Genomic DNA, 18,294 nt, shown 5'->3' on the forward strand with positions numbered 1-18,294 from the left:
TTGTTTATAAAGTGACCACACGCTGTTCGCGCCACGACAGCGTCGCCGCCTCGGCCAGTTCCAGCGCCTTTAAGCCATCGTGGACGGTCGTGCGCAGCGGCGTGCCGTGGGTGAGGGCATCAAAGAAGTGCGCCATTTCCTGCGCGTAGGCCACGCGATAACGTTCCAGGAAAAAATCTTCCGGCCTGTCGACGCTGACGTTCACCGAACCATAGGCCGTCACTTCCGTCGGCTTGTGGTTGCCCGCCTGCAGCATGCCGGCGCTGCCCAGCACTTCGAAACGCTGGTCGTAGCCGTAGGCGGCGCGGCGCGAGGCATTGATCTGGCACAAGCGTCCCTTGGCCGTGCGGATGGTGACGACGGCCGTGTCCAGGTCGCCCGCTACACCGATGGCCGGGTCGACGAGGCAACTGCCCGTGGCGTGCACGCTGACGGCTTCATCGTCGAGTATCCAGCGGAAGATGTCGAAATCGTGGATCAGCATATCCTTGAAGATGCCGCCCGAGACCTTGATGTAGCTGACCGGTGGGGGGCCGGGGTCGCGGCTGGTGACGACCAGCAATTCGGGTGTGCCGATCTCGCCTCCTTCAATGCGTGTCTTGACGGCATTGAAAGTGGGATCGTAACGGCGCTGGAAACCCAGCATGCACAGCACCTTGGCTTCCTTGACGGCGGCGGCGCAGGCGCGCGCCCGGTCTATCGTCAGGTCGACGGGTTTTTCGCAAAAGATGGCCTTGCCGGCGGCGGCCGAGCGCAGGATCAAGTCCGCGTGCGTGTCCGTGCTGGACGCGATGACGACGGCCTTGATGGCCGGGTCGGCCAGCGCCGTTTCCACCGAGGCGCTGCTGCCGCCATGCAAGCCGGCCAGCGCGGACGCTGCTTCCTGGTTGACGTCGACCACGTACTTGAACTGGACGCCGGCTTGCGCGGCCAGGTTGGCCGCGTGGATTTTGCCGATGCGTCCGGCGCCAAACAATGCTACTTCAATCATCATGTTCTCCTGGGGTGTGGATTTCTTCGATGTCGAGCTCTAATTTGTAGGCCAGCGCAATGAACAGCGCCTGGCACAGGCAGATGGTGCTGGTCAGCGAGCGGAAGGCGAAGGCGCTGCCCTCGGTGACGGTGAGCAGCGCGTCGGCGGCCCGCGCGAGCGGAGCCAGTTTGCTGTCGGTAATCACGAGGACCTTGGCGCCCTTGTCCTGCGCCGCCTTGATGCACTGCTGGGTTTCCTTGCCGTAAGGCGAGAAACTGATGGCGATCGCCACATCGCGTTCGCGCACGCTGCGCATCTGTTCGCGGTGCATGCCGCCCAGTCCGCTAATCAGGTGCACGCGCTTGTCCGTGTGTTCGAGCGCATAGGCGATGTAGGAGGCGATCGGAAAGGACCGGCGCACGCCGATCACATAGATATTTTCCGCTTTCAGCAGCAGGTTGACGGCCGCTTCCAGTTGGGCGTCGTCGAGTCCTGCCGCCAGGTCGTCGAGACCGGCGCGGCTGGCGCCGACGAATTCGCGCGTCAGGTCGCCTGCGCTCAGGGCGGCGTCGCGCGTGGAGATCAGCTTGCGGATGCGCTGCTGGTAGTCGGGCGTGGCGCCGGCCTGGTCCGTATAAGCCTGGCGGAACACGTCTTGCATTTCGGAAAAGCCCGTGTAGCCAAAGCGCTGCGCGAAACGCACGATGGCGGACGGCTGCACGTCGCAGGCGGCGGCGATGTCGCTGATGCGTTCGAGCATCAGGCTGGCCCGGTGCTTTTCAATGTACTGGGCGATGACTTTCAACTGGCGCGACAGGTTGTCGTACTCGGCGGCAATGTGCTGCATCAGTTGTTCGATGGGGGCGGTGGCTGCCATGATTTTTTCCTTGGTGTACTTGCTGTGCCGCTGTCTCCGTGCGGCTGGTTCTGGCGAGAATTATAGGAGGGAATCTTAAAAATAGAAACGAATTTCTATTTAAATTTATTTTGAAAATTTTATTGCATTTGTCTTTTTTGTGGCCTAAGCTGTGCGCAGTGCATCGGTTCGTGTGCCGCAAGGCCAGGCCGGTGACACCCTTCATAAAAGCTCGCAACTATAAAAATTAATCCGTCTAGGAGACATTCATGCATAGCAATAAAAGCAAGGGTTTGATGAAGTGCCTGGCCATCGCCAGCCTGGGCCTGAGCCTGGGTTTGAGCACGGGCGCCAGCCATGCTGCCGGCGAGAAATTCGTCATGGTCAGCCACGCGCCGGACTCCGATTCATGGTGGAACACCATCAAGAACGCCATCAAGCAAGCCGGTGAAGACTTCAACGTGTCCGTCGACTACCGCAATCCGCCCAATGGCGACCTGGCCGACATGGCGCGCCTGATCGAGCAGTCGGCCGCGCGCAATTACGATGGCTTGATCGCCGACATCGCCGACTTCAGCGTGCTGCAAAAACCGCTGGGCACGGTCGTGGCCAAGAAAATCATGCTCGTGACCATCAATTCGGGCACCATCGCGCAAAGCGAACAGTTGAAAGCCATCATGCACGTGGGCCAACCCGAGTATGACGCGGGCCTGGGCGCCGGCAAGCGCGCCAAGGAAGCGGGCATCAAGTCGTTCGTGTGCGTGAATCACTATGCGATGAATGCGTCGTCGTTCGAACGCTGCCGCGGTTTTGCCGATGCGCTCGGCGTCGACTTCAAATCGTCCACGCTCGACACCAATGGCGTCGACCCTGGCGTCATCGAAAGCAAGGTCAGCGCCTATCTGCGCAGCAATCCGAAGACCCAAGCCGTGCTGGCGCTGGGACCGGATTCGGCGCCGGCCGCCATGCGCGCCGTCGAGAAGCTGGGCTTGAAAGGCAAGATGTACTTCGCCAGCTTCGACTTGTCGGAAGAAATCGCCAAGGGCATCAAGGATGGCAGCATCCAGTTCGCCATCGACCAGCAGCCCTACCTGCAAGGCTACATTCCTGTCGCCGTGATGGCCATCATGAAACAGCAAAAGATCACTGACCTGGCCAAGGTCAAGGAAATCCTGATCGCCAATCCGAAATACCAGGCGCGCCTGGCGGAATACGGCCTGACACCGATCTACGGCCCACGCCATATCAGCTCCGGCCCCGGTTTCGTGACCAAGGAAAATATTTCCAAGGTCGAAAAATACGCCGGCCAATACCGCTAATCCACACAGTCGCCACCAGGAGTTTCCCTGCGCCGCACCGCCTCCTGCGGGCGGCGCATGGGAAGAACACGCCTGGCGCCAGCGATGCTGGCAGGAAAGTAATTGGAATTGGTAACAAGTATCACTGAAAGGACATCGTATGACTGCGCTCAAAACCAGCCTGGCCAGCCCCGGCATGAATCCTCCCCCGCCTCCCGGCGCCTCCAGCAAGCCAGTTGCCGCCGCCGACGAGCGCGTGGGCACGACCAGCTGGGTCAAACGGTTTTTTGGCCGCCCCGAGTTCGCCTCGATTTCCGGCGCGGTGCTCGTGTTTGCCTTCTTCGTCATCACGGCCGGCGATTCCGGCATGTTCAACCTCGATGGCGTCGTCAACTGGATGCAAGTGGCGTCCTACCTGGGCATCATCGCCATCGGCGCCTGCCTGCTGATGATCGCCGGTGAATTCGACCTGTCGATCGGCTCCATGATCGGCTTTGCCGGCATGATGATCGCCATCCCGACAATCTATTTCCACTGGCCACTGTGGGCCGCCATCCTGTTCGCCTTCGCCGGTTCCATGGCGCTGGGCTGGCTCAACGGCTACATCGTTATCAAGACGCGCTTGCCATCGTTCATCGTTACCCTGGCATTCCTGTTTATCCTGCGCGGCCTGACTCTGGCCCTGTCGATCATGTTTGCCAACCGTACCATCGTCAGCGGTGTGGGCGACCTGGCGGCGCAGGACTGGCTGGCCAGCCTGCTGTTCCACGGCAATGTGGCCACTGGCCTGTTCCAGTGGATGGGCGCGCATGGCTGGATCGCCGTGCTCGACGACGGCTCGCCGCTGGTCAAAGGCATCCCGAAAGTCATCGCCTGGTGGCTGGTGCTGGCTGCCGGCGCCGCGTTCGTGTTGTCGCGTACCCGCTTCGGCAACTGGATGTTCGCCGTGGGCGGCGACGCCAACGCGGCCAAGAATGTGGGCGTGCCCGTGCGTAAGGTGAAAATTTCGCTGTTCGTCTTCACGGCTTTCTGCGCCTGCCTGTTTGCGACCTTGCAAGTATGCGACGTGGGTTCGGCCGCCGCCGACCGGGGCATGCAAAAGGAATTCGAAGCCATCATCGCGGCCGTCATCGGCGGCGCCTTGCTGACGGGCGGCTACGGTTCCGTCGTCGGCGCCTGCTTCGGCGCGCTGATCTTCGGCGTGGTACAGATCGGCATCACTTATACCAACATCAATTCGGACTGGTTCCGCGTGTTCCTCGGCGTCATGCTGCTGATCGCGGTGCTGTTTAATAACTTTGTACGCTCACGCGTCACGGAAGCGAGATAAATCATGAGCGAGCATATTCTTGCCCTGGAAAATGTCAGCAAGCGCTTCGGCTCCGTGCTGGCCTTGCAAAACATCACCATGCGCCTGAAGGAAGGCGAAGTGCACTGTTTGCTGGGCGACAACGGCGCCGGCAAGTCCACCCTGATCAAGACCCTGGCCGGCGTGCACAAGCCCACCGATGGCCAATACCTGGTCGATGGCAAGCCCGTCGTCTTCAATTCGCCCAGCGAAGCGCTGGACATGGGCGTGGCCACCGTCTACCAGGATCTGGCGCTGGTGCCGCTGCTGTCTGTGGCGCGCAATTTCTTCATGGGCCGCGAGCCGATGAAAAAACTGCTGGGCCTGGTGCCCGTGATGGATATCGATTATGCGGCCGAGACGGCGCGCGACAAGCTGGCCGAGATGGGCATCATGGTGCGCGACCCGCACCAGGCCATCGGCACCATGTCGGGCGGCGAGAAGCAATGCCTGGCCATTGCCCGCGCGATCCACTTCGGCGCCAGGGTGCTGATCCTCGACGAACCGACGGCAGCCCTGGGCGTGAAGCAATCGTTCAATGTCTTGAAACTGATTTACAAGGCGCGCGAGCGGGGCATATCCGTGATCTTTATTACGCATAATGTGCACCATGCGTATCCGGTGGGCGACTCGTTCACGTTGTTGAACCGGGGCAAGTCGCTGGGTACCTTCACCAAGGATACGGTGAGCAAGGATGCCTTGCTGGACATGATGGCGGGCGGTGCGGAAATGCAAACGCTGATGAGTGAACTCGACGGTGTCACGATTTAAGGATAGCCATGAATAATTCCACACAATTTGCCCAGGGCCGGGCGCTGGACGTGATCTGCCTGGGCCGCCTGGCGGTGGACCTGTACGCGCAGCAGATCGGCAGCACGCTGGAAGACGCGACGAGCTTCGCCAAGTACCTGGGCGGCTCGTCGGCGAATATCGCCTTCGGCACGGCCCGCCTGGGCTTGAAATCGGCCATGCTGTCGAAAGTGGGCGACGACCACATGGGCCGTTTCCTCACCGACACCCTGTCGAAAGAGGGCTGCGACGTCAGCCACGTGGGTATCGACCGCGACCGTCTGACGGCTTTGGTCATGCTGGGCATCAAGGACAAGAACACGTTTCCCCTGATTTTCTACCGTGAAAATTGCGCCGACATGGCCATCGACGCCGCGTCGGTGGATGCGGCATTCATTGCCTCGAGCAAGGCCTTGCTGATCACCGGCACGCATTTCTCCACGGCTGCCATGCACGCCGTCAGCACGCAGGCGTTGCAGCTGGCCCGCGCCAACAACGTGCGCACCGTGCTCGACATCGATTATCGGCCCGTCCTATGGGGCTTGTCGGGCAAGGCTGATGGCGAAACGCGTTTCGTTTCGAACGAAGGCGTGACCAAACATTTGCAGGCGATTCTGCCGCAGTTCGACTTGATCGTCGGCACGGAAGAGGAATTCATGATCGCCGGCGGCGGTGCCGACATCATGGCGTCCTTGCGCGCCGTGCGGGCCGCCACCCTGGCCACTTTGGTCGTCAAGCGTGGCCCGCTGGGCAGCGCTGTCATCGACAATGTGGTGCCGCACAGCCTCGATGATGCATACAACTACCGTGGCGTGCGCGTGGAAGTGCTCAATGTGCTGGGCGCGGGCGACGCGTTTCTGTCGGGCCTCCTGAAAGGCTGGCTGCGCGGCGAGGATTACGAAGCGTGCTGCCGCTACGCGAATGGCTGCGGCGCCCTCGTCGTGTCGCGCCACGGCTGCGCGCCGGCCATGCCGTCGCCCGTCGAGCTCGACTATTTCCTCGCCAATGTGGCCAAACTGACGCAGCCGGACCAGGACGCCACCTTGTCCCGCTTGCACCGCACGACGGTGGCGCGCAAAGAGTGGAACGAGCTGTGCGTGTTTGCCTTTGATCACCGCACACAATTCTTCGAGCTGGCGCAACAGACGGGCGCGCCCGAGTCCGCCATTTCCGCCCTGAAGCAATTGATGGTGCAAGCCGTGGCGCAGACGGAAACGGCCTTGCAACTGGCCGGCAAGACGGGCGTGCTGATCGACGGCCGCTATGGCGTCGATGCCCTCAACGATGCGACGGGACGTGGCTGGTGGATAGGCCGTCCCGTGGAATTGCCGGGATCGAACCCGCTGCAGTTCGACTGGGGCCGTTCCATCGGCTCGCACCTGCTCAGCTGGCCGAAGGAACACGTGATCAAGTGCCTGGTGCAACTGCACCCGGACGATGCCGTAGAAAACCGGCTGGAACAGGAAGCGCAGATCAAGGCCCTGTACGACGCGGCGCAAGTGAGCGGTCACGAACTGTTGCTCGAAGTCATACCGTCGGAAGCCTTGCCGCACGGTGACGACACGGTCTTGCGCGCCGTCAAGCGTTTGTACAACCTGGGCATTTACCCGGAATGGTGGAAGCTGGAAAGCATGTCAGCCCAGCAATGGCAAGCCATCGATGTCCTCGTGCACGAGCGCGATCCGTACTGCCGTGGCGTCGTCCTGCTGGGTTTGAACGCGCCGATCGCCGCCCTGGCCGCCAGTTTCGAGCAAGCCAGTGCCAGCACGACGTGCCGCGGCTTCATGGTGGGCCGCACCATCTTCCAGGAACCGAGCCGCCGCTGGCTGGCCGGCGAACTCGACGATGCCGGCCTGATCGCCGCCGTGCGCGCCAACTTCGAGCAGCTCATTTCCCTGTGGCAGCGTACACGCAACCGTCTGGAGCGTGCAGCATGAGCACGATTCGTTTAACCATGGCCCAAGCGCTGGTGCGCTACCTGGCCGCCTTGCGGGTGGAGGGGGGCGAACCTCTGTTCGGCGGCGCCTTTGCCATCTTTGGCCACGGCAACGTGGCGGGCCTGGGCGAGGCGCTGTACCAGTACCGCGACAGCTTCCCGACCTACCGCGCCCATAACGAACAGGCGATGGCGCACTCGGCCATTGCCTATGCGAAAGCCCACATGCGCCGGCGCATGATGGCCGTGACCAGTTCCATCGGCCCGGGCGCGACCAACTTGCTGACGGCCGCCGCCCTGGCCCACGTGAACCGCTTGCCCGTGCTCTTGCTGCCCGGCGACGTCTTCGTCTCGCGCGCGCCCGATCCCGTGCTGCAGCAGCTGGAAGATGGCACGGATGGCAGCGTGTCGGTGAACGATGCGTTCAAGCCGCTGTCGCGCTACTTTGACCGCATCGTCTATCCGGAACAGCTATTGACGGCCTTGCCGCGCGCCATTGCCGCCTTGACGGACCCGGCCGCTTGCGGTCCCGTCACCTTGTCCTTGCCGCAAGACGTGCAGACGATGGCGTATGACTATCCCGTGGATTTCTTTGAACCGCGCATCGTGCGTTTCCGCTCCTTGCCGCCTATTGAGCAGGAACTGGAAGAGGCGGCAGCGTTGTTGAAACACGCGAAACAGCCGCTGATCGTCGCCGGTGGCGGTGTGCTGTACGGAAAAGGCAGCGCCGCCTTGCAGGCGTTTGCCGAGCGCCATGGCATACCCGTGGCGGAAACCCAGGCCGGCAAAAGTGCCTTGCCGTGGGACCATCCGCTGCAGCTGGGCGCCATCGGTGTGACGGGCTCGCCTGCGGCCAACAGCCTGGCGGCGGACGCGGACGTGGTGCTGGCCGTCGGCACGCGCCTGCAGGATTTCACCACCGGGTCGAACTCCCTGTTTGCGCAGGCGCAACTGGTGAGCCTGAACGTTAACAGTTTTGATGCGCTGAAACGCCGCGGCCTGGGCCTGCAGGCAGACGCGACACTAGGCCTGCAAGGCCTGTCGCGGCTGCTGGGCAGCTGGAATAGCGCGGGCCAGTGGATGGACCGGGCGCAGCAGGCAGGGAACGCGTGGCGCGAGACAGTCAAAAGCATCACGGGCCGGCGCGACGTGGCCGGCTTGCCGTACGACGGCGAAGTCATCGGCGCCGTGCAACGTTCTTCAGCGGACTCGGCCAGCAACGATATCGTCGTCTGCGCGGCGGGTACCTTGCCGGCCGAGCTGCATAAACTGTGGCGCACCAGTACGCCGGGCGGCTACCACATGGAGTACGGCTACTCGTGCATGGGCTATGAAATCGCCGGCGGCCTCGGCGTCAAGATGGCCAAACCGGAATCGGAAGTCATCGTCATGGTGGGCGACGGCAGCTATCTGATGATGAATTCGGAAATCGCCACGTCCGTCATGCTGGACAAAAAACTCATCATCGTCGTGCTCGACAACCGCGGTTATGGCTGCATCAACCGCCTGCAGCAGGCTTGCGGCAATCCTTCGTTCAACAATATGTTGCCCGACAGCGCCCCGCATATCGACTTTGCCCTGCATGCGCAATCGCTGGGTGCGCTGTCCGAACACGTGGCCTCGATTGCCGAGCTGGAGCAGGCGATGCTGCGTGCCCGGGCCGCACCCCGCACGTATCTGATTTGCATCGATACGGACGACACGCGCACGACCGAAGACGGCGGTTGCTGGTGGGAAGTGGCCGTGCCCGAGGTCTCCACGCAGCCAGCCGTGCAAGCTGCGCGCGCCCGTTATGAACTTGACCGCCAAGGACAACAACAATGAACGCACCGACATGGAATGTGAAGATCGGCATCAACCCGATCTCGTGGATGAACGACGATTTGCCGAGCCTGGGCGGTGAAACGCCGCTGGAAACAGCCCTCAAGGAAGGCGCCGAGATCGGCTACGTAGGCTTTGAATTGGGCAACAAGTTTCCCAAGGATGCCCCAGCGCTGAACGCGGTGCTGGGCAAATACAATCTCGCCTGTGTTTCCGGCTGGTATTCGGGACGGCTGGCGCATCGCTCGGTCGAAGAAGAGATCGCTTCCGTATCATCGCATTTACGGCTGCTTGCCGACAGCGGCGCCACCGTCATGGTCTACGGCGAAGTGGCCGACGCGATCCAGGGCGAAGCGCGCCCGCTGTATAAACGCCCGCGTTTCCAGTCGCAGCAGCAATGGCAGGACTACGCCAACAAATTGACGGCCTTTGCCGCCCATTTGCTCGCGCATGGCGTACGCCTTGCGTATCACCACCACATGGGCGCCTACGTGGAAACGCCGGCCGACGTGGATCAACTAATGGCTTTGACGGGGGCCGAAGTCGGCTTGCTGTTCGACACGGGCCACATCACGTTTGCCGGCGGCGATGCGCTGGCGGTGCTGAACAAACACATCGATCGCATCTGCCACGTGCATTGCAAGGACGTGCGCCCGAACGTCGTGAAACTGGCGCGCAATGGCCACTGGAGTTTCTTGCAGGCCGTCATCAATGGCGCCTTCAGCGTACCGGGCGACGGCAGCATCGACTTTCCGGCCATCCTCACGCGCTTGTATCTGCACGGCTACGAAGGCTGGCTCGTGGTGGAAGCGGAGCAGGATCCGGCCGTGGCCCCCAGCTACGAATACGCGAAGATGGGCCATGACTACCTGGCCAAGCTCGTCGAGGCCATCCCGCGCCTGGGCCGGGAGGCGGCATGAGCCCGCTATTAGTCAAAGCGAACAAGGCCGGCGGCAAGATCGTCGAGGTGACGCCCGAGTCGGCCGGCTGGACGCATGTCGGGTTCGCCGCGCACCGCCTTCAGGCGGGCGAGTCCTTGCTACTGGAGACGGGCGGCCGCGAACTGTGCATCGTCGTGCTGACGGGTACGGTCACCGTACAGGCCGGTGAACAGCAGTGGCGCGAGATCGGTCAGCGCCAAAGCGTCTTTGAGGACCGTTCGCCGTACGCCGTGTATGTCCCGCTGGATACAACGGTCAACATCACGGCAGTGAGCAATGCCGAGGTCGGACTTTGCAGCGCGCCCGCCACGACCCGCCGTCCGGCGCGCCTGATCGACCCCGCCACCATGACGCGCTCCGTGCGCGGCAAGGGCGCGAATACCCGCTATGTGTGCGACATCCTGCCGCAAACGGCCGAGGCCGATGGCTTGCTGGTGGTCGAGGTGGTCACGCCATCGGGTCATTCGTCGAGCTATCCGCCGCACAAGCACGACAGCGACAACGTGCCGCTGGAAAGCTCGCTCGAAGAAACGTATTACCACCGCCTCAATCCCGAGCAGGGCTTTGCCTACCAACGGGTCTACACGGACGACCGTTCCATCGATGAAGCCATGGCCGTGGAAAACCACGACGTGGTGATGGTGCCCAGGGGCTACCACCCCGTGACCGTGCCGTATGGCTACGACGGCTATTACCTGAATGTGATGGCCGGCCCGAAACGCGTGTGGCACTTTAAAAATGACCCGGCCCATGACTGGCTGATGACGAAATAACCAAGGACAAATGATGACGACCCCGATGATTGGCCACTTTATTGGTGGCAACCCGATGGCTTCGCGCTCAGAGCGCACGAGCGATGTGTTCAATCCCGCCACCGGTGCCGTGACGGCGAAAGTGGCGCTGGCCACGCCGTCCGAACTGAACGCGGCCGTGGCGGCAGCCCACGCGGCGTTTCCCGCCTGGTCGCAAACCTCGCCGCTGCGTCGCGCCCGGGTCATGTTCAAGTTCAAGGAATTGCTGGAAGAGCACTCCGACCAACTGGCCGCCCTGATCACGGCGGAGCACGGCAAAGTATTTACGGATGCCAAAGGGGAAGTGACGCGCGGCATCGAAGTGGTGGAGTTTGCCTGCGGCATCCCGCAAATGATGAAGGGAGAGTATTCGGAGCAAGTGGCCGGCGGCATCGATGCGTGGTCGATCCGCCAGGCGCTCGGTGTGTGCGTCGGCATCACGCCATTCAACTTCCCCGTGATGGTGCCCATGTGGATGTTCCCGATGGCCATTGCCTGCGGCAATACGTTTGTCTTGAAACCGTCCGAGCGCGACCCGTCGGCCAGCCTGCTGCTGGCGCAATTGCTGACGGACGCGGGCTTGCCTGATGGCGTCTTCAATGTGGTGCAGGGCGACAAGGAAGCCGTGGACGGCTTGCTGCACCACCCGGACGTGCGCGCCGTCAGCTTTGTCGGCTCCACGCCAATCGCCGAGTACATCTATGCGACCGGCTGCGCGCAGGGCAAGCGCGTGCAAGCCCTGGGTGGCGCCAAGAACCACATGGTCGTCATGCCCGACGCGGACATCCCGCAGACGGTCGACGCGCTGATGGGCGCGGCGTTTGGCTCGGCCGGCGAGCGCTGCATGGCCATTTCCGTCGTCGTCGCGGTGGGCAATGTGGCGGACCAGCTGGTCGAAGCCTTGGTGCCGCGTATTAACGCCCTGAAAATCACGCAGGGCATGGATCTGTCGGCCGAGATGGGCCCCGTCGTCACGCAAGTGCACAAGGACAAGATCGCCGGCTACATCGCCAACGGTGTGGAAGAGGGCGCCAAGCTGGTGGCCGACGGGCGCGGTTTCGTGCTGCCTGGTCATGAAAAAGGCTTTTTCCTTGGCGGCAGCCTGTTCGACCATGTCACGCCGGACATGACGATCTACAAGGAAGAAATCTTCGGCCCCGTGCTGTGCATCGTGCGCGTGCCGGACTTTACGACGGCGCTGGACCTGGTCAATGCCCACGAGTACGGCAACGGCACGGCCATCTACACGCGCGATGGCAACACGGCGCGCGAATACACGCATCGTGTGCAGGTGGGCATGGTCGGCGTGAACGTGCCGATTCCCGTGCCGATGGCCTTCCACAGCTTCGGCGGCTGGAAGCGCAGCCTGTTCGGCGACCACCACGCGCATGGCCCGGAATCCGTACGCTTCTACACGAAACAGAAGGCCGTGACCCAACGCTGGCCCGCATCGACGGCGGCCGGCGCCGAGTTTGCCATGCCGACCCTGAAGTAAAGTACCGTGTAAACCCGGCTGGTTCGCTTCTTGCTTACTGCAATGGTTGTGTTTAGCCATTGCAGATCGTTCCCATGACGTCCAGCCGTACCCAGCCTTTGCGCATCGTTGTCGTCAACACCATTGTCGAGCACGGCGTGCACGAGAATGCGGCCTTGGCTGCCCAGGTGCAGCGCGGCAATGCCTTGCGCATCGGCTTGCTGGAATCGGGCTTCGATATCGTCGCCTCGCTGCCAGCCGACCTCTACCTGCCCGAGCGCATCGCGCAACTGCAGCCTGACCTCATCATCATCGATGCGGAATCGGACGCGCGCGACGTGCTCGAGCACATCGTCATCGCCACGCGCGACGAGCGCCGTCCCATCGTCCTGTTTACCGAAGACGGCGCCACGGCCAGCATCGATGCGGCCATGGCGGCCGGCGTATCCGCGTATATCGTGGCCGGCTTGCATGCCGAGCGCATCTTGCCCGTGCTCAATGTGGCCCTGGCGCGCTTTCGCCAGGAAGAAAAACTGCGCGCCGAATTGCTCGACACGCGGCACAAGCTGCTCGAGCGCAAGGTGATCGAACGGGCCAAGGGCCTGTTGATGACGCATCATGGCTTGACGGAAGACCAGGCTTACCAGCGCTTGCGCAGCATGGCGATGAACAAGAAACTCAAACTGGCGGACATTGCCCAGCGTATCCTCGACGTGGAGGACTTGCTGGGATGAAGCGCGCATTTCCTGACACATGCTGGTGCAGTGCACCATTCCGGTGCATTTTCACCTGCCTGGGACCGGGCATGCACAGGCACGGTCCTTGCTGCTGGATGGTTATGGCCTTGCCCATGTCGGCGCGGCAAAACAGTACTTATCAGCAAGGAATGGTATGACACAGCAAGCGGGCACGAGTGCCCATGCGATGCGCTCCATGCATCCGGAAAAACAGACGATACGCATCGGCTACCTGCCGCTGACCGATTGCGCCTCGCTGGTGATGGCGTCAAAACTGGGCCTCGATGAAAAATACGGCATCAAGATTGAACTGAGCCGGGAGATGTCGTGGGCCGGCGTGCGCGACAAATTGAACAACGGCGAACTCGACGCTGCCCACGTGCTGTACGGTCTCGTGTATGGCGTGCAGATGGGCATCGGCGGGCAACAGCACGACATGGCCGTGCTGATGAACCTCAATCACAGCGGCCAGGCCGTGACCCTGTCGGCGGCGCTGGCGCGCGAGGGCGCCCACGATGGCACCACCTTGGCGCGGCACATGCGCGGCGCGGCGCGGCCATTTGCGTTTGCGCATACTTTCCCGACCGGCAACCACGCGATGCTGCTGCAATACTGGCTGGCCGCGCACGGTATCGATCCGCTGCGCGACGCGCGCGTGATGACGGTGCCGCCGTCGCAAATGGTGGCCGCCTTGCGCGCGGGCCAGATGGATGGCTTTTGCGCCGGGGAACCGTGGGGCTACAAGGCCATCGTCGATGGCGTGGGCGTGACGGCCACCACCAGCGGCGCCATTTGGCCCGACCATCCGGGCAAGGTGCTGGGCACCAGCGCCGCATTTGCGCAGCAGCATCCGAACAGCTGCCGCGCCCTGATCGCCGCCGTGCTCGAGGCGGGACGCTGGATCGACGCCAGCGACACCAACCGGCTGGCCATGGCGGCCACCCTGGCAGAGCCTGCTTATCTGCATACGCCGCAGGAAACCCTGGCGCCGCGCATCCTCGGCCATTACCAGGATGGCCTGGGCAAGACCTGGGACGAGGCGCACGGCTTGAAGTTTTACGGCGATGGCGCCGTCAATTTCCCTTATTTGTCGGACGGCATGTGGTTCATGACCCAGCACCGGCGCTGGGGCTTGCTGCGCGACGAACCCGATTACCTGGCGGTGGCGCGCCAGGTCAACCGCATCGACCTGTACCGCCAAGCGGCGGAAATGACGGCTACACCCGTACCAAAATCCCCGATGCGCAGCTCGACCCTGTGCGACGGCGTCGTGTGGGACGGCAGCGCGCCGGAAGCGTACGCGGCATCGTTTGCCATCGGCCACTTTTTTTGATTGGAGAGTTCATCATGGCGCAATGTGGTAGCGTGACCCTGGTCGGCGCCGGTCCCGGCGACCCGGACCTGCTGACCCTCAAGGCCGTGAAGGCCATCGCACGGGCCGACGTGGTGCTGATCGACGACCTCGTCAACCCGGCCATCCTCGCGCATGCGGCACACGGCGTGCGCGTGGTCGAAGTGGGCAAGCGGGGCGGCTGCGCTTCCACGCCGCAAGCGTTCATCGAACGCTTGATGCTGGCCGAAGCGCGCGCGGGGCTGCATGTGGTGCGCCTGAAGGGGGGCGACCCGTATCTGTTCGGACGGGGCGGCGAAGAGCGCGCCTACCTGCGCAGCCATGGCGTGCCCGTCGAAGTGATCCCGGGCATCAGCAGCGGCCTGGCCGCGCCATCGTCCATCGGTGTGCCGCTCACGCACCGTGGCTGGAGCCAGGGCGCCATCTTCGTCACGGGCCACGGCAAGGACGCCGCGTCCGAACCGAACTGGTCGGCCCTGGCGCAAAGCAAGCTCACCCTCGTCATCTACATGGGCGTGGCCAGGGTGGCGACCATCCAGGCCGGCTTGCTGGCCGGCGGCATGGCGCCCGGCACGCCCGTGGCCGTGGTGCAATCGGCCAGCCTGGCCAACCAGCGCCAGTTGCTGAGCACTTTGCAACACTTGCCGGACGATCTGCTGGCCAGCGGCCTGGGCAGTCCCAGCATCATCGTCGTGGGCGACGTGGTGCGCTGCGCCGATGCCTGGGATGACCATGGCGCCGGCGCCTTGCTGGCCGGGGCACTGCGGGAAGCTTAAGCACCCGGTGTTTCCAGTGCAACCATCGTACGCGCTTTTTTTCTTCCACAAGCGCGTCGGGCATGAGCTTTGATAGTATCCTCGTACTTGCTGGGCGGCCGCAGCGCCGTCCATTCGAGGAAACCGGAATAAGCGATCGACAATGCACACTTTGAGCAAGGGCGGGGCGGGATCAGGTATCAGGATATGGGCGGGTGGCCTGCTGCTGGCCCTGGCGGTGGGCGGCGCCTTGTATGCGGGCGCGGCGCGCACGGTCAATGACGACGCCGAACAGCGTTTCGACAATCTCACGCATAGTGCCCAGCACAGCCTGATCACGCGCGTAAAAAGCTATTCCGACCTGCTGCGCGGCCTCGAAGCCCTGTTCCGCACCAGCGAGCACCTGACGCGGCGCCAGTTCCACGATTACGTGGCCGGCCTCGATATCGTGCGCCAGTTCCCGGCCATCGAATCGGTCAACTACGCGGCGGCCGTGACATCGGCGCAGCGCGCCGCCTTCATCGAGTCCGTGCGCAAAGACACCAGCCTGGCGCCGCGCGGCTATCCTGCCTTCACCATCCGGCCTGCGGGGGAGCGGCCGGAATACACGGTGCTCACCTACCTGGAACCCGATTCCCTGCTGGCCGAACGCATGGGCGTCGATATCGGCGCCAATCCGCTGGTGGCGCAATCGCTGGCGCAAGCGCGCGACAGCGGCAAGGTCAGTGCGTCGGGGCAGGTGATCATGATCAAGGGGCCGCCCGCGCACGTGGGCCTGGGCATGCGCCTGCCCGTGTACCGCAATGGCATGCCGCAGGGCAGCGTGGCCGAGCGCCGCGCCGCCTACCAGGGTTCCGTCGGCATCGGCTTTGGCGTGGCGCGGCTGGTGCACAGCGCGCTCGAACGCAGCGCCCTGGAACCGCTGCACCTGACCCTGTACAGCGCGGCCGGTCCTTTGCCGGCCAGCGGGGCCCTGTCCATCACGCCGCAGGACCGCCTGCTGTTCAACGATGACGGCGACCTGGCGGCGGCGCCGCCGCAACCGGGCGGCGATGCCGGTTATTTCGACCGGGTGCTGCCCGTCGCCTACCAGGGGGGCCTGTGGAAAGCCCATTTCCGCGTGCGCAAGGCGGAGCTGTACAGCCCCTTCGACCGCTACTTTCCATGGCTGGCGCTGGGCGTCGGCGTGGCCGGCACCCTGCTCATCTATGGCTACATCTTTACCTTGTACCGCTCGCGCCGCAACGCGGTGGCGCAGCGCACCCTGCTCGATACGGTGCTCGACAGCGTCGATGCCTACGTCTACATGAAGGATGCCGACCTGCGCTACCGCTACGTGAATGCGCGCACGGCCACCATCCTGGGCCGTCCGGTGGAGCAGCTGATCGGCCGCCAGGATGGCGAGTTGATGCTGGGCGATGCGGCCGCCGCCGCGCAGCTGACCGAGCGCCAGGTGTTCGACAGCGGCGCCAAGTTCGTCGGCGAGGAGCGCTTCGTCGATGCGCAAGGGCAGGTGCATCACCTGTGGAGCGTGAAGGTGCCGCTGGGCTTGCCCGGTCCCGTCACGGGCCTGATCGGCCTGTCCACCGACGTGACGGAACTGCACCGCCTGAAAGAGCAGGCCGACGCGGCCAGCCAGGCCAAGAGCGACTTCCTGTCGAACATGAGCCATGAAATCCGCACGCCGATGAACAGCATCATCGGCATGGCGCACCTGGCCCTCAAATCGGTGGCCGACGCGCGCCAGCGCGACTACCTGCAAAAAATCTATCATTCGGGCCAGCATTTGCTGGGGCTGATCAACGATATCCTCGATTTTTCCAAGATCGAGGCGGGCAAGCTGGAACTCGAGGTGCTGGATTTCCGCCTCGACACCCTGCTGGCGAACATCGCCAGCCAGCTGGGCGACGCGGCCGCCGTCAAGGGCCTGGCGCTGCAGTTCGATATCGCGCCGGAGCTGCCGCAGCGCTGGCGCGGCGACCCGCTGCGCCTGGAGCAGGTCTTGCTGAACCTGACCAGCAACGCCATCAAGTTTTCCGACAATGGCAGCATCTTCGTGCGCGTGCGCCAGTCCGAGGAGCGCGGCAGCTACGCCATGCTGCGCTTCGAAGTGCAGGACCGGGGCATCGGCATGAACCAGGAAGAGGTGGCGCAGCTGTTCCGCTCCTTCCACCAGGCCGACCCGTCGACCACGCGCAAGTATGGCGGCAGCGGCCTGGGACTGGTGATCAGCAAGCAGCTGGTGGAGCTCATGGGCGGCAAGGTGGGCGTGTACAGCCAGCCGGGCCTGGGCAGCACCTTCTGGTTCACGGCGCGGCTGGAGAAAAGCGCGCAGGCGTCCGACGAGCGCATCGCCGAAGTCGAGCCGGAAGTATTGGGCGTGATACGCGGCGCATCCATCCTGCTGGTCGAAGATAACGTCTTCAGCCAGCAGGTGGGCTGCGAATTGCTGGAAGACGCCGGCGCCACGGTCTGCGTCGCCGGCAATGGCCGCGAAGCGCTGGAATTGCTGGCCCGCCAGCGCTACGACTGCGTGCTGATGGACGTGCAGATGCCGGAGATGGATGGCTTCGAGACGACGCGCCGCATCCGCGCCGATCCGAAACTCACTGGCCTGCTGGTGATCGCCATGACGGCCAACGCGGGCAGCGAAGACCGCGCCCGCTGCCTGGAGGCGGGCATGGATGAATTCGTGACCAAGCCGATCGCCCCGAATCTGCTGTTTCACCTGCTGGCGAAATGGTTCCGTCTGCGTGGCGGCATCGGCAACATCGGCCGCATGCGTGCAAGCGACAGGCTGGCGGCGGCGCCGGCAGCACCGTCATCGGCCGCCGCGCCGGAATTGCGCGACACGGCGATCCTCGACCTGGCCACCCTGGCCCTCACGTTCAGCAATGACGCCGTGAAGATGCGCAAATACACCCAGCTGTTTCTCGACACGGCACGCGACGGCATCGCCGAAATGGAGCAGGCCATGGCACTGGAAGACCTGGGGCGCCTGGCCGACCTGGGCCACCGCAGCAAATCGTCGGCGCTGGCCGTGGGCGCCCATGCCTTTGCGGGCCTGTGCACGTCGATCGAAGGCTTGCGCGTGGGCGGCGACCTGCAGCAGGCGCGCGTCTTGCTGACAGCCCTGGGACCGGCGCTGGCGCAGGTGGCGGAACAAATTTCAGTGGAATTTGCCGCCAGCGACACCCCCTGACGCAAGCAGCGGCGATAATAGG

The 18,294-nt window shown here is 63.5% G+C and carries 14 protein-coding genes; 12 read left to right on the top strand and 2 right to left on the bottom strand.

What is annotated here, in order from left to right; translation table 11 throughout:
- Window positions 1-4: 4 nt before the first annotated feature.
- Both iolG and SKZ59_RS22420 read right to left on the bottom strand, forming a co-directional pair.
- Window positions 5-991 carry an inositol 2-dehydrogenase gene (gene iolG, locus SKZ59_RS22415; protein ID WP_319993143.1) on the bottom strand — a complete coding sequence of 329 codons (987 nt, stop codon included), beginning with the start codon at window positions 989-991 and terminating at the stop codon, window positions 5-7.
- Window positions 984-1,850 carry a MurR/RpiR family transcriptional regulator gene (locus SKZ59_RS22420; RefSeq protein WP_034757651.1) on the bottom strand — a complete coding sequence of 289 codons (867 nt, stop codon included), beginning with the start codon at window positions 1,848-1,850 and terminating at the stop codon, window positions 984-986. Before SKZ59_RS22420 ends, iolG begins: the two co-directional genes overlap by 8 nt.
- A 248-nt stretch (window positions 1,851-2,098) precedes the next feature.
- Here SKZ59_RS22420 and SKZ59_RS22425 point away from each other — a divergent pair, with 248 nt between their 5' ends.
- The 12 genes from SKZ59_RS22425 to SKZ59_RS22480 all read left to right on the top strand — a co-directional run bounded on the left by SKZ59_RS22425 (window position 2,099) and on the right by SKZ59_RS22480 (window position 18,272).
- On the top strand, window positions 2,099-3,148 hold the full coding sequence (locus SKZ59_RS22425; protein WP_034757655.1) for a sugar ABC transporter substrate-binding protein: 1,050 nt from the start codon (window positions 2,099-2,101) through the stop codon (window positions 3,146-3,148).
- 175 nt (window positions 3,149-3,323) lie between these two features.
- Entirely contained in the window at window positions 3,324-4,457 is a 1,134-nt protein-coding gene (locus SKZ59_RS22430; protein WP_319993144.1) for an ABC transporter permease, read from the top strand.
- 3 nt (window positions 4,458-4,460) lie between these two features.
- Entirely contained in the window at window positions 4,461-5,246 is a 786-nt protein-coding gene (locus tag SKZ59_RS22435; protein ID WP_034757661.1) for an ATP-binding cassette domain-containing protein, read from the top strand.
- A gap of 8 nt (window positions 5,247-5,254) precedes the next feature.
- Window positions 5,255-7,201, top strand: a complete 1,947-nt coding sequence (locus tag SKZ59_RS22440; protein WP_319992996.1) for a bifunctional 5-dehydro-2-deoxygluconokinase/5-dehydro-2-deoxyphosphogluconate aldolase — start codon at window positions 5,255-5,257, stop codon at window positions 7,199-7,201.
- On the top strand, window positions 7,198-9,024 hold the full coding sequence (gene iolD / locus SKZ59_RS22445) for a 3D-(3,5/4)-trihydroxycyclohexane-1,2-dione acylhydrolase (decyclizing) (RefSeq protein ID WP_319992997.1): 1,827 nt from the start codon (window positions 7,198-7,200) through the stop codon (window positions 9,022-9,024). The genes SKZ59_RS22440 and iolD overlap by 4 nt, the downstream gene beginning before the upstream one ends.
- Window positions 9,021-9,941 (top strand): myo-inosose-2 dehydratase, encoded by a 921-nt coding sequence (iolE, locus tag SKZ59_RS22450; RefSeq protein ID WP_319992998.1) that lies wholly within the window; start codon window positions 9,021-9,023, stop codon window positions 9,939-9,941. The genes iolD and iolE overlap by 4 nt, the downstream gene beginning before the upstream one ends.
- Window positions 9,938-10,735, top strand: coding sequence for a 5-deoxy-glucuronate isomerase (gene iolB / locus SKZ59_RS22455; RefSeq protein WP_072454587.1), 798 nt, complete (start codon window positions 9,938-9,940; stop codon window positions 10,733-10,735). The genes iolE and iolB overlap by 4 nt, the downstream gene beginning before the upstream one ends.
- 13 nt (window positions 10,736-10,748) lie before the next feature.
- Window positions 10,749-12,248: a CoA-acylating methylmalonate-semialdehyde dehydrogenase gene (locus SKZ59_RS22460; RefSeq protein WP_319992999.1), complete on the top strand. Its 1,500-nt coding sequence runs from the start codon at window positions 10,749-10,751 to the stop codon at window positions 12,246-12,248.
- 74 nt (window positions 12,249-12,322) lie between these two features.
- Window positions 12,323-12,961, top strand: a complete 639-nt coding sequence (locus SKZ59_RS22465; RefSeq protein WP_070303064.1) for an ANTAR domain-containing response regulator — start codon at window positions 12,323-12,325, stop codon at window positions 12,959-12,961.
- A 157-nt stretch (window positions 12,962-13,118) separates the two neighbouring features.
- A complete protein-coding gene (locus SKZ59_RS22470) occupies window positions 13,119-14,297 on the top strand; it encodes a CmpA/NrtA family ABC transporter substrate-binding protein (RefSeq protein WP_319993000.1) in 1,179 nt (392 codons plus the stop codon).
- Window positions 14,298-14,311: 14 nt separating this feature from the next.
- Window positions 14,312-15,091: a uroporphyrinogen-III C-methyltransferase gene (gene cobA / locus SKZ59_RS22475; protein ID WP_319993001.1), complete on the top strand. Its 780-nt coding sequence runs from the start codon at window positions 14,312-14,314 to the stop codon at window positions 15,089-15,091.
- Between the two features lie 142 nt (window positions 15,092-15,233).
- Window positions 15,234-18,272 carry a CHASE domain-containing protein gene (locus SKZ59_RS22480; RefSeq protein ID WP_319993002.1) on the top strand — a complete coding sequence of 1,013 codons (3,039 nt, stop codon included), beginning with the start codon at window positions 15,234-15,236 and terminating at the stop codon, window positions 18,270-18,272.
- The last annotated feature ends 22 nt before the right edge of the window (window positions 18,273-18,294 follow it).

Source organism: Janthinobacterium sp. GMG2 (assembly GCF_033949445.1).
Taxonomy (GTDB): Bacteria; Pseudomonadota; Gammaproteobacteria; order Burkholderiales; family Burkholderiaceae_D; genus Janthinobacterium; species Janthinobacterium aestuarii.

What these genes read in the sequence shown, in the direction of transcription:
- cobA (WP_319993001.1), top strand. Translation starts at nt 14,312, where the DNA reads ATGGCGCAATGTGGTAGCGTGACCCTGGTCGGCGCCGGTCCCGGCGAC.
- SKZ59_RS22460 (WP_319992999.1), top strand. Translation starts at nt 10,749, where the DNA reads ATGACGACCCCGATGATTGGCCACTTTATTGGTGGCAACCCGATGGCT.
- SKZ59_RS22420 (WP_034757651.1), bottom strand. Translation starts at nt 1,850, where the DNA reads ATGGCAGCCACCGCCCCCATCGAACAACTGATGCAGCACATTGCCGCC.
- SKZ59_RS22470 (WP_319993000.1), top strand. Translation starts at nt 13,119, where the DNA reads ATGACACAGCAAGCGGGCACGAGTGCCCATGCGATGCGCTCCATGCAT.
- SKZ59_RS22430 (WP_319993144.1), top strand. Translation starts at nt 3,324, where the DNA reads ATGAATCCTCCCCCGCCTCCCGGCGCCTCCAGCAAGCCAGTTGCCGCC.
- SKZ59_RS22480 (WP_319993002.1), top strand. Translation starts at nt 15,234, where the DNA reads ATGCACACTTTGAGCAAGGGCGGGGCGGGATCAGGTATCAGGATATGG.
- iolD (WP_319992997.1), top strand. Translation starts at nt 7,198, where the DNA reads ATGAGCACGATTCGTTTAACCATGGCCCAAGCGCTGGTGCGCTACCTG.
- iolE (WP_319992998.1), top strand. Translation starts at nt 9,021, where the DNA reads ATGAACGCACCGACATGGAATGTGAAGATCGGCATCAACCCGATCTCG.
- SKZ59_RS22435 (WP_034757661.1), top strand. Translation starts at nt 4,461, where the DNA reads ATGAGCGAGCATATTCTTGCCCTGGAAAATGTCAGCAAGCGCTTCGGC.
- SKZ59_RS22425 (WP_034757655.1), top strand. Translation starts at nt 2,099, where the DNA reads ATGCATAGCAATAAAAGCAAGGGTTTGATGAAGTGCCTGGCCATCGCC.
- SKZ59_RS22465 (WP_070303064.1), top strand. Translation starts at nt 12,323, where the DNA reads ATGACGTCCAGCCGTACCCAGCCTTTGCGCATCGTTGTCGTCAACACC.
- SKZ59_RS22440 (WP_319992996.1), top strand. Translation starts at nt 5,255, where the DNA reads ATGAATAATTCCACACAATTTGCCCAGGGCCGGGCGCTGGACGTGATC.
- iolG (WP_319993143.1), bottom strand. Translation starts at nt 991, where the DNA reads ATGATTGAAGTAGCATTGTTTGGCGCCGGACGCATCGGCAAAATCCAC.
- iolB (WP_072454587.1), top strand. Translation starts at nt 9,938, where the DNA reads ATGAGCCCGCTATTAGTCAAAGCGAACAAGGCCGGCGGCAAGATCGTC.